Annotated in this window: 12 protein-coding genes and 1 pseudogene; 6 read left to right on the forward strand and 7 right to left on the reverse strand. The window is 48.0% G+C overall.

What is annotated here, in order from left to right:
- On the forward strand, positions 1–487 hold a 487-nt coding region (locus M0R33_RS24010; RefSeq protein WP_292574491.1), incomplete at its 5' end, for a LysR family transcriptional regulator substrate-binding protein.
- A 19-nt stretch (positions 488–506) separates the two neighbouring features.
- Here M0R33_RS24010 and M0R33_RS24015 read toward each other — a convergent pair.
- From M0R33_RS24015 to umuD, 7 genes and pseudogenes are all read right to left on the reverse strand, one after another.
- Positions 507–1,535 carry a Y-family DNA polymerase gene (locus tag M0R33_RS24015; protein WP_292574492.1) on the reverse strand — a complete coding sequence of 343 codons (1,029 nt, stop codon included), beginning with the start codon at positions 1,533–1,535 and terminating at the stop codon, positions 507–509.
- A gap of 115 nt (positions 1,536–1,650) precedes the next feature.
- Positions 1,651–1,920: a BrnA antitoxin family protein gene (locus M0R33_RS24020; protein WP_292574493.1), complete on the reverse strand. Its 270-nt coding sequence runs from the start codon at positions 1,918–1,920 to the stop codon at positions 1,651–1,653.
- Positions 1,904–2,203 carry a BrnT family toxin gene (locus M0R33_RS24025; protein WP_292574494.1) on the reverse strand — a complete coding sequence of 100 codons (300 nt, stop codon included), beginning with the start codon at positions 2,201–2,203 and terminating at the stop codon, positions 1,904–1,906. Before M0R33_RS24025 ends, M0R33_RS24020 begins: the two co-directional genes overlap by 17 nt.
- Before the next feature lie 101 nt (positions 2,204–2,304).
- Positions 2,305–4,497 carry a tyrosine-type recombinase/integrase gene (locus M0R33_RS24030; protein ID WP_292574495.1) on the reverse strand — a complete coding sequence of 731 codons (2,193 nt, stop codon included), beginning with the start codon at positions 4,495–4,497 and terminating at the stop codon, positions 2,305–2,307.
- 3 nt (positions 4,498–4,500) lie between these two features.
- The gene (locus tag M0R33_RS24035) at positions 4,501–5,538 is read right to left on the reverse strand and encodes a site-specific integrase (protein ID WP_292574496.1); all 1,038 of its coding nucleotides are present in this window, start codon (positions 5,536–5,538) and stop codon (positions 4,501–4,503) included.
- A gap of 84 nt (positions 5,539–5,622) precedes the next feature.
- Positions 5,623–5,862: pseudogene (locus tag M0R33_RS24040) on the reverse strand (DNA polymerase V subunit UmuC); the annotation flags it as partial.
- Between the two features lie 2 nt (positions 5,863–5,864).
- On the reverse strand, positions 5,865–6,350 hold the full coding sequence (gene umuD / locus M0R33_RS24045; protein ID WP_366044686.1) for a translesion error-prone DNA polymerase V autoproteolytic subunit: 486 nt from the start codon (positions 6,348–6,350) through the stop codon (positions 5,865–5,867).
- Positions 6,351–6,457: 107 nt separating this feature from the next.
- Here umuD and lexA point away from each other — a divergent pair, with 107 nt between their 5' ends.
- The 5 genes from lexA (at position 6,458) to M0R33_RS24070 (ending at position 9,833) form a co-directional block, all read left to right on the forward strand.
- A complete protein-coding gene (gene lexA, locus M0R33_RS24050) occupies positions 6,458–7,084 on the forward strand; it encodes a transcriptional repressor LexA (RefSeq protein ID WP_292574497.1) in 627 nt (208 codons plus the stop codon).
- Positions 7,085–7,093: 9 nt separating this feature from the next.
- On the forward strand, positions 7,094–8,500 hold the full coding sequence (locus tag M0R33_RS24055; RefSeq protein WP_292574498.1) for a 3'-5' exonuclease family protein: 1,407 nt from the start codon (positions 7,094–7,096) through the stop codon (positions 8,498–8,500).
- Positions 8,493–8,729, forward strand: a complete 237-nt coding sequence (locus tag M0R33_RS24060) for a TIGR02450 family Trp-rich protein (RefSeq protein ID WP_292574499.1) — start codon at positions 8,493–8,495, stop codon at positions 8,727–8,729. The genes M0R33_RS24055 and M0R33_RS24060 overlap by 8 nt, the downstream gene beginning before the upstream one ends.
- Before the next feature lie 21 nt (positions 8,730–8,750).
- Positions 8,751–9,416, forward strand: coding sequence for an SOS response-associated peptidase (locus tag M0R33_RS24065; protein ID WP_292574500.1), 666 nt, complete (start codon positions 8,751–8,753; stop codon positions 9,414–9,416).
- Between the two features lie 108 nt (positions 9,417–9,524).
- On the forward strand, positions 9,525–9,833 hold the full coding sequence (locus M0R33_RS24070) for a hypothetical protein (RefSeq protein WP_292574501.1): 309 nt from the start codon (positions 9,525–9,527) through the stop codon (positions 9,831–9,833).
- The last annotated feature ends 285 nt before the right edge of the window (positions 9,834–10,118 follow it).

Below are 10,118 nucleotides of genomic sequence, written 5' to 3' on the forward strand. Positions count from 1 at the left end.
CAATCTATTGAATCAACTTGATGAAGATGGCCTGGATTTAGTTATCAGCGCACCAACATCCTTACTGGCAGAGCATTACCAGTCTTTAGAGCTTTACGAAGAACGCTATGTCGTTGTCTTCAACGACAAACATCGTTTCAATCAAATGCAACAAATTGATTTAGCGACCATACAAGCTGAACCTTACTTGGATCGCCTGAACTGTGAATTGCGTGAAACACTGAGGAGTGTGTGCCAGGGTCGGCAGGTCAATCTTTATGCTGCCTATAGAAGTAATAGCGAAGAGTGGATACTGAGTATGGTACGCGCCGGAATCGGTGTTGCGCTAATGCCGGAATTCACCATCACCAAAAATGCAGATCAGATTCGAGTTCGTTATTTGTCAGATCCGGAAATTCGTCGCACCATCTGCGCTATATTCCCACCCACATCGGCCGCAAAACCCGAAGTGGCAGAAGTATTGAAAAGTCTGCGGATGAGTTTTTAAAAAATCACTGGTTGATTAGCTAGCTGCATTTTACAATCGCCAACTCATCCCACTGGGTTGTATAGCGTTTTGACATGCGTTCGGGCTGGAACTGCCAGCTTTTGTTTAATCCTGTGGCGGCTATAGATATGGACTTAGGAAACCGATGGTTGATTTTATCGAAGCAGGCCATTAACTCTCGCTCCTTTGAAGATTTTGGGTTGGCAAACAAATCCGTCTGGCCAGGCATGGTATTGGGGTAAAGGCCACTTAATTGGATTCCGCATTTCTGGTAACGGTAACCCTCCTTGTAAATACCTTGCAACAACTGCTTGGCAACATTGATCAACCTGCGTGTATCTTGCGTGCCTATTGCCAATTTCAAAGTTGCTGAACGTTGATATTGAGGTTCTTGTGGATTAAACGGGTTAGTCCTGATAAACACGGTTAAACGATCTGCTGTCGAATCCTGTGCTCTGAGCTTTTCCGCCGCCCGGCTGCAGAACTCGGCTAAAGCTTCGGATAATTCCTTCAAATTATCTAAAGGCCGCTTAAAACTTCGGGAACACATGATTTCTTGTTTGTCCGGCGCTATTTCTGCAAGCTCCAGACAGGAAATGCCATTGAGTTCCATGATCGTTCGAGCCAAAACAACACTGAACTGCGACTGCATTCGTTGAACGGGCTGCTGCGCCAAAGCCCAGACGGTGTGAATGCCGAGTTGCGAGAGCTGCTGGCTTAGGCTTGAACCTATACCCCAGACTTCATTGACCGGTAACAGGCGCATTAACCGCTCCCGCCGTTGAGGGCAGGACAAATCCACAACACCGTTGGTTTTAGGCCATTTTTTAGCGGCAAAATTTGCCAGTTTCGCCAACGTTTTAGTCGGCCCCATTCCGACGCAAACTGGGATGCCGGTATTTTTCTGGATCGATTGTTTAATAGTGAGACCATAACCGATAGGGTCTTGCTGACAAATCCCGGTCAAATCTAAGAATGCCTCGTCAATCGAATAAATTTCGGTGCTCGGTGAAAATGTCTCTAATAATGACATCACTCTGGATGACATGTCGCCATTTATGTGGAATTAAAAATCAAGCATTTTCTGATTATGCTTTTGAGCATTTCAATGTGTAAGCTATTTCATGACCCAGAAAGATATGGGTTAGCCGTATCAGACACAGTCATGATTGGCCTTGTGCTTTTTCCTGCAACCAAATTTTTATTAAAGATTGATAAGGCACATCACGGGCATTCGCCGCCGCTTTGATCGAATCCAGCAGATGCTGAGGCAGGCGCAGCGAAATCGTTTTGGTGGTTGGCTTGAGATTGGTGAGGACCACTGATTGGGCTTTATTCCAATCCAAATAATCCGTGGAATCATGGGTTTCCCAGAACTGCTGTTCTTCAGTTTCGGTGGCAAACTGCGGAATGGTTTTAAGATGCTTGCTCATAAATGCTACGCTCCTTTTTATGCATATCTCTCGCCGAGATCACGCGAATATGGGTATTTTGCTGACGTAAAGTAAACGTGATGTGTAACAAACGGTCTTGATGCGTTCTGCCGAGCGCATGAAACCTCAGTTCCTGCTGACTGTGTTTAACGTCTGTCAACAAGAGCAAAGGCGCATTAAAGAACACCTGTTCAGATTCCGCTGTTGACACCCCGTGTTTGCTATTTTTACGGCTGTTACCTTCGTCCCAGTCGAAGCCTATAATTGCGGATAAATCAATCATTTTTGTATATTATGAGAATATACATACTGGTGCAAGCTCTTTTATGCAGCTCTTTGATGTAGCCTTATTTTTGCATCCTATGTTGTCAATGGTTTCGACTCTCAAGTAGGTTCATGTGGCTCATGCCCATGAATTTGTAATGGTGTCCTACCATCCAGCGTTGGGATATTCTTTAATTTGTCTAACATGATGTCCAGCTTCTGTAGATCGCCTTTGATAATCTGTTGCTCATCAGGCGTCAATGGCACTTCCTCGAGATAACGATGTAAAAATGCTTTGGCTGCCAATGCTTCACCTTTCGCCGAATCTTTGGGAATGTTGAAATCACAACCCGCACAGGCCATGCGGTGTGGACAGGTGCTCCAGAAGGGATTAGCGCAATAGGACGACCCCAGGTCGTAATATTGGTAAGGCTCCCCCTTGGCAGCAGCACCACTGACCACGGCTGTATGGTCGACAAGTACTTCGATTAGATGTGACATCTGATCAGCTTTCGCAAAAGCGCTGGCTAACCGAGTCGGTTTCGTCCGGATATAGTACAGAGTCGATTTTGGATTGCGATGTCCCGACCATCGCATCAGTTCAATAAGCGACATGCCTTGCGGTACGCTGGCCAAAGCGGTGACAGCTGAAGCCCGCCCCCTGTGACTGGTAATTTTGCCAATGCTATCCTCGAGTGGTAATCCTGCCTTGGCGCATAGCATAGGGATAATGGTTTCATTGAGTGTGGTTTGTCCAATGGTTCTGCCACGATATTGAAACAAAAATCGCACACGCTCACCGGTTTTCAGATCAATCAGCGCACTTTGCTCAGGTCTAATGGCTTCCCAGTCAGTGATAAACTGTCTAACAATCGCACTGACTGGTTTGGTAAATGCCGTGAAGGTTTTACCGGCGGGGACATCCAAGTAGCATAATGTTTCTGGGGCGATCATTTCACCGGTCTCCTCATTCCTTATGGGGTCCGATTGAACTCGGGCACAGCCGAGGCGAAGACGAGCAATTTCATTTTGGCGTAATCCGGCATGAGTCCAGATAACACTGATAGCTCTCAACATTTCAAAGGGATACCAGATATCACCTAGCCTGTCACTCGGTTCCAAATTGAGGCTGGCCCACACCAACTTTAACCAAAAAGGGTCGTCGATGGCTCGAGGATTAGGACCACATAGCCGTAAAATTGAATTCGGAGTTGCCAAGTGATAATGCGGATTAAACTTCAGGCATACCCAGTCCCAGTGCTGAATATCGCGGAAGAAACGCCGCATTGCATAGAGTACGCTACGTTTGGAATTAGCGTTCAACGGCACTCCCAAGTTACTTCGCCCGGTATAGTCGAACGAATGTAGCCGCCATTCACCCACCTTGAGTCGGTTTAGCGCCGCAAGGAAATCGGCGCAGGTTTCGACCGTCCAATCTGTCGGGCTGGTAATATCGGGATGACTTTGGGCCAACCATAGACCGGCGCGTAGAATAAAACTGTAGTTTGACTCACGTGTCCGGGGTTCTAGCGTCGATGTCTCCCGCCAACGCTGGCAAAAATCCACCCACTCTGGTGCGATACCTTCGCTACTCTTTTCCTTCCAGGAAACATAATGGCGCATTCGTAATGGTTTGGGCAGAACTCCAATCGCTGCTAACCCATGAGAAAGTTTACCGATACTGCGAGCTTGCGTCGCATAGTTTTCACGTGTGCGCTCCAATAGTTCGACATTAAAACTTTCCAGTTTGGGGTTACGATTTTCCAACATGACCGCGGCCAAAATCGACGGAAAATTCTGTTGCAAATTCAATTTGCCATAACCAATGTTTTGTAACGCTTGATGTAAACGTTTGCATTCCAGATCAAAGAGTTCTTTCCCAAAAACCAATCGACCAAGAGCCGACAAATAAAATCGGGAACCCGTGCAATGAACCAAATGAAAATTACAAAGAAGATAGGCGTTTGCTGTAATAAACAATCTGGCGCTGGGATGAATCGATGGCCGGCAGATCAGCTCAAGCCAAGCCTGTTGACTCCATGCCCAATAAGGCTGTTGCGTTCGCTGGACTTCCTGCAAGATCAGTGTCTGGGCTTTTGAGCATCCGTTTAGGTGGCTTTGCTTCGTACGCAACGCCGCGACATCCTGCAATGGACGGTACAGCCTAGGTAATTTAACTCGCGCTTTTCTTACGTTATCCCACCGAACTAATGCACACTGTTCAGTTTCCGACAACCATGGGCTTTGATCATACTGAGTTAAATCAATAGGCCATTCCCAACAACAAGAGGTTGTAGAATCTGCTTCGGTCATAGGTTAAGCCCCTCCTTCGGCAAATAACGTCGCACCGATTTTGGCGTCGGTATAGCGTATAGCTTCTGTCATGCGAGCCAATAGATCAGTACCGGAAAGATGCAGGTACATCAAGGTGGTTTGAGGATTGCGATGCCCCGCATATGCACTCAATTCATGTAATTTCCAGCCCGCTTGTGCAAGATGAGTCAAACGCAAATGGCGTAGACTATGGGTACTAAAGCCAATAACGCCCGCTTGCTTTGCCAAGCGCTCGATCGTTTTACTCCATGACCATTTGGAAATTGGCTGGCCGAAGTTGCGGTGTGATTCGGAGATGAATACTAAGCCTGCTTGTTTATCAATCCGATGGCGATAGTCCAAATACTCGGTTAATGCCTCTGCTGTCACCGCGGCATAACAGACGACTCGAGCCACACTACTTTTCGTCGTTTCAGGCCGAATGCGGATAAGACGATGAGCAAAATCAAAATCTGTGACACGAAGATTGACCAGTTCTTCACGTCGTAATGCACCGTAATAAGCAAGCGCAAACATTAACCGGTTTCGCAGACCTTCCTGTGCAACCTTTTCAACGAGCTTTTTCCAATCTGCTTCTGAAGGAATAGCCGGTAATACTTTAAGGCGCCTGAGCAGACCTCGCGAGAATCCGGGATGGTGGTTATCTTTGCCTGGCAAATTCAGATAGGTCCCGCGCGGGACAGGATTGAATTCGCGAATACCCTGATAAACCAAATGGTCGTACCACAGGCGAATAACAGTGAGATATTGCTGCATCGTAGCATTTGAACTACGGCGAGGCACATTCCCATCTTGTGCATCGCCATGCAAATATCGGACATAGAGGGAAACGTGTTCTAACGTGGCAGTTTCGGCTTCCACACCTAAATTTAGACAAAAACCAAGGTATTTACTTAGGCCACGTGCATACGCATCAAGCGTTGCATCTGCACGCCCCAAATTACCCAGTAGAACCAACCACGATTTACCGTGCTGGTTTTCAGAAACAAAGGGGTAACGTCCCCAAACGAGATTGGCCATAAACGCTTGCCTCCTCTCGGAACTTAATCTGTTGTCAGCAGATTATGGCATCATCAATTTTTGATTCCAAATAACTTACTACAAGGTATAGTTCGACGAAAACAGTTGGATTTGGTGCTGATTGACTATTTGCTGCACCTGGAACAACGGCACGCCCATCTTGATGCCTAAATCTTTGACCTCCTGACTGCGTGCGACGACACAACCATCGTTGTTACTCAACACCATGACCGGTTTGCCGATCAAATCCGGCCGGAACACCCGCTCGCAACTCACGTAAAAATTGTTACAGTCAACAAGACCGATGCGGGGTTGTTCGGACATGCTTACACCGGATGAATCACATTGGTGACCGTCCCCCAGAACACGGTTTCCAGGTCATCGGTTAAGGGAATATCAGGATACGCCGGGTTTTCGGCCTTCAAACACCATTGGCCGTCAGTAACCATCAGACGCTTCACCGTCAACTCACCATTGACCGCGCAGATCACGATTTTATCGGGCATCGGCTCCTTGGAGCGGTCGACCACCAGAATGTCGTTGGGATGAATGCCGGCACCGAGCATTGAATCCCCCTGGGCGCGTACAAAAAAAGTCGCCGCCGGTTTTTGAATCAGCAATTCCTCCAAATCCAGGGTCTTTTCCACATAATCATCGGCCGGCGATGGAAAGCCCGCGGCTACTTTGCTGATGAACAGCGGCAATCGTCGTTTCTTTTCCGGTTTGGCAAGATGAAACCAAGCCAATCCATCACGGATTGCGGGTAACGGTTGTTCGGGATTGAGGATCGAAAAAGGCAATGATTCGGTCATGGGTATCATGGTGAGCTACAAAAAATTTTAACGACATAAGACTACCATCGAAAACGCAAACGTTCTATGATTGTTCTCAATGTAGTTGAACCGTATTTTTTTGCCACATGAGCGCCTTAACCCGAAAACAACAGGCCATTTTGGATTTCTTGCTGGACAACCAGGCGAAGTTTCCACGGCCGCCGTCGTTGAATGAACTGTGTCAGGCGCTCGGCTTGAAGTCGCGGGGCTCGTTACATTTGACCCTAAGCGGATTGATCGACGCCGGTTTTGTCGAAGCCATGGGGCACAAACATCGAGGGGTCCGATTGACGGAGAAGGCCTTGGCCTTGCGTGAATCTGACCACCATCGGCCCCAGGCTTTGCCTTTAGTAGGCAGCATTGCCGCCGGTAAACCGATCGAGGCGATTGAGCATACCGAATGGATTAATGTCCCCGATCAAATTCGTACCGAACAGTCCTGTTATGTGCTCAAAGTTAAGGGGGATTCCATGATCGAAGCCGGCATACTAGATGGCGATTGGGTCGTCATCGAACAACGCAGTCACGCCCAGAACGGTGAAATTGTGGTCGCGCTGATCGACAATCAGGAGGCTACCTTGAAAGTCATCGAGCAGACAGCGGATGAGGTGTTATTGATTCCAGCCAATTCCAGCATGGAAGCCATGCGCTTCCATCCATCGCAAGTCAGCATTCAAGGCGTACTGGTGGGCCAGATGCGCAGTTACCGTTAGGACTCCACTATGCAACCCTTAGCCTTTGTCGACCTGGAAACCACCGGCGGTTCTGCCACTAAAGACCGTATTACCGAGATCGGCATTGTCTTGGTGGATGACGATGGCGTGCAGGAATGGAGCCAACTGGTTCATCCGCAAATGCGCATTCCGTTGTTCATCGAACAGATGACCGGTATCAGCAACGCCATGGTCGAAAACGCACCCACCTTTGAACAGGTGGCCACGGAAGTCGATGCCTTATTGCGAGGCCGGTTGTTCATCGCCCATAACGCCAGGTTCGATTATGGGTTCCTAAAAAATGAATTCAAACGGGTTGGCATGGCGTTTAAGCCGCAGGTGTTATGCACGGTAAAACTATCGAGGACACTGTACCCGCAACATCACCGGCATAATCTCGATAGCCTGATCGAACGCCATCAGCTGACAGCTAAGGAACGCCACCGCGCACTAGCAGATGCACAATTGATTCATCAGTTTTGGCAGCATGCGAATCAGCAGTTTTCCAGCAATGCCCTCGAAGCCACGGTTAAAAACCTAGTGCAGCGATCCAGTCTGCCGTCACAACTGGATGCGAATCTCGTCCATGAATTGCCGGAAGGCCCCGGCGTCTATCTGTTCTATGGTGAAAACGACTTGCCGCTATACATCGGCAAAAGCGTCAATATCCGCCAGCGCGTCCTATCGCACTTTGCCGCAGACCATCGCCACGCCAAGGAAATGAGCTTATCGCAGCAAACCAAGCGTATCGAGTGGATCGAAACTGGTGGCGAACTGGGTGCGTTATTGACCGAAGCCAAGCTGATCAAACAAATGACACCGGTGCATAACCAACGGTTACGGCGCAAAAATGCACTATGTGCGTGGCAACTCGAGCAAAAACAGAATCAGTTGTTGCCGCGTCTGACCTGGGCCAACGATCTGGATTTTGGCACGCAGGAAAATCTCTACGGTCTCTACAGCAATCAGCGCGATGCCCAAAAGGCCTTACGCAATTTAGCCGAACAACATCAGCTATGCCTAGGTGTGCTAGGTCTTGAAAAGATCGGCAGCGGCAAACCGTGCTTTGCACACCAACTCAAGCGCTGCCGTGGCGCCTGTGTCGGTAAAGAATCCGGATTGGAACACGCCACGCGCTTACTGACAGCCATGAGCAAACTCAAACTGGCCAGTTGGCCTTACCCCGGTGCCATCGGCATTCGCGAGGAAGACGATTTGCACGTGATCGATCATTGGTGTTATCTCGGCACGGCGCACAGTGATGACGAAGTCCACGCATTGCTGGAGCAAGGCAGACCGGCATTTGATCGCGATACCTATATGACCTTGGTCAAGGCGTTAAAGAAAACTCAGGTCGTGTATTTACGCTCGAAGCCACCCCATGAATCCATCCGCAGGAGACATTCCGATGCCTGAATCAACTGCACGTCGCTTGAACCCTAAAAAATTGCTGTTGAGTAAATGGACTGCCGCACTGCCCAAAAACAAGGAAAAGCATTTTCTGGTCACCCAACTGATCAAGCCCGAATTGCCGGATGCGCCTATAGAACATATTGAGCTGCAAGCGATCTATTCACACCGCAGCTTTATCCTGCCTTGGCGAGACCTGACCGATACTGGGCAATGGTTACAAGGTTGGCAGTAAGCCATATCGGATTACAAAATCATGTGCGGACGATTTCAGCTAACAGCCTCACCTGAAGAGATTGCAGAGCATTTCCAACTCTCACGCCTGCCAAAATACCATCCCAGCTTCAACATCACGCCGGCGCGGAAAATCCTCTGTGTTGTCGAGTTGGAGGACAAATCGCTAAAGGCGGTGAATTTGTTCTGGGGCTTGGTGCCGTCCTGGTCTAAAGACAGCAAAAACAGTCATCATCTGATCAATGCGCGCGCTGAAACGATTCGCGAAAAACCATCCTTCCGAGCCGCATTTCAAAAACGGCGCTGCCTGATCGTTACACAAGGATTTTACGAGTGGCAAAAGTTGGAATCCGGAAAACAGGCTTTCCATATTCATCATCAGGACAATCAGCTATTCGCCTTCGCCGGTTTATGGGAACAGTGGCAACGCGAAGTCGAAACGCTGTATTCCTGCACGATCATTACCACGGCAGCTAATGAGCTAATGCAGCCCATTCATGAGCGCATGCCAGTGATCATGCCGTCAGGGTGTTATCACGACTGGCTCAACATAACCTCTAATACAGATGACGCCTATGACTTACTTGAAAACTCAGCTTACGCCAATATGGTTACAATGCCGGTCGACGATTGGGTGAATAATCCTAGACACGACGATATTCGATGTATTGAGCCAAAAGTGAAGTAGAAAATAATGAGCCACTTTTCAAGATATGACAGATTTTGCTTTAACAGAGACTATGCTGCTATCGTTTCAATGCAGAATGAAATGACAATTTGATCCGAGGAGCAGTCCGTGACGAAACGGGTAATTTTCTGTTTGCTAATAATCCTGGCCGAATCCGCCACAGCAGCGATTGGGGGCGGTGACAACATCGATTTCGCACCACTCCCCAATGAGTTTTGCAATGACGATACTCGACAAAAACATAAAAACCTCTTGAGTCAATATCCCAAAGACGAAGGAATCATCAAACTCAATGCCTATTTCATTGGGCTTTGCCAATTGGTAGTAGATGGAAAAATATCGGAGCATGACGCTAGCATTTTTTGGGCAGAACAGCGAAACGAATTACTTCAAAAACGGCAAACACTAAAAAAATAACGCGGGTTTGGTGAAATTGCTTTTAATGATCTGTTCGACGCTATCGACCCAAAAGAGTCATTCGTTCACCAAATACTGATGACAACTTATTGTCTGAAAGTGGACGATCAATATTCGCGACAAATACTTTCCTGATTACGTATAAGCTTCAGCCTATTTAGTCGTCCCTGAAAAAGCCGATATTTTCCGAACACCAGCATTCAGGCTGACAATAAAAACGGCGCGCTCAATGGCCGCGTCAAAATCCGACATAGCGGTCTCCAAAAATGAGGCAAAAAAATCCTC

Source organism: Methylomonas sp., assembly GCF_023228165.1.
Taxonomy (GTDB): domain Bacteria; phylum Pseudomonadota; class Gammaproteobacteria; order Methylococcales; family Methylomonadaceae; genus Methylomonas.

Coding starts and splice junctions, on each gene's coding strand:
- lexA (WP_292574497.1), top strand. CDS start 6,458: ATGAGCGCCTTAACCCGAAAACAACAGGCCATTTTGGATTTCTTGCTG.
- umuD (WP_366044686.1), bottom strand. CDS start 6,350: ATGACCGAATCATTGCCTTTTTCGATCCTCAATCCCGAACAACCGTTA.
- M0R33_RS24035 (WP_292574496.1), bottom strand. CDS start 5,538: ATGGCCAATCTCGTTTGGGGACGTTACCCCTTTGTTTCTGAAAACCAG.
- M0R33_RS24020 (WP_292574493.1), bottom strand. CDS start 1,920: ATGAGCAAGCATCTTAAAACCATTCCGCAGTTTGCCACCGAAACTGAA.
- M0R33_RS24065 (WP_292574500.1), top strand. CDS start 8,751: ATGTGCGGACGATTTCAGCTAACAGCCTCACCTGAAGAGATTGCAGAG.
- M0R33_RS24030 (WP_292574495.1), bottom strand. CDS start 4,497: ATGACCGAAGCAGATTCTACAACCTCTTGTTGTTGGGAATGGCCTATT.
- M0R33_RS24025 (WP_292574494.1), bottom strand. CDS start 2,203: ATGATTGATTTATCCGCAATTATAGGCTTCGACTGGGACGAAGGTAAC.
- M0R33_RS24015 (WP_292574492.1), bottom strand. CDS start 1,535: ATGTCATCCAGAGTGATGTCATTATTAGAGACATTTTCACCGAGCACC.
- M0R33_RS24055 (WP_292574498.1), top strand. CDS start 7,094: ATGCAACCCTTAGCCTTTGTCGACCTGGAAACCACCGGCGGTTCTGCC.
- M0R33_RS24060 (WP_292574499.1), top strand. CDS start 8,493: ATGCCTGAATCAACTGCACGTCGCTTGAACCCTAAAAAATTGCTGTTG.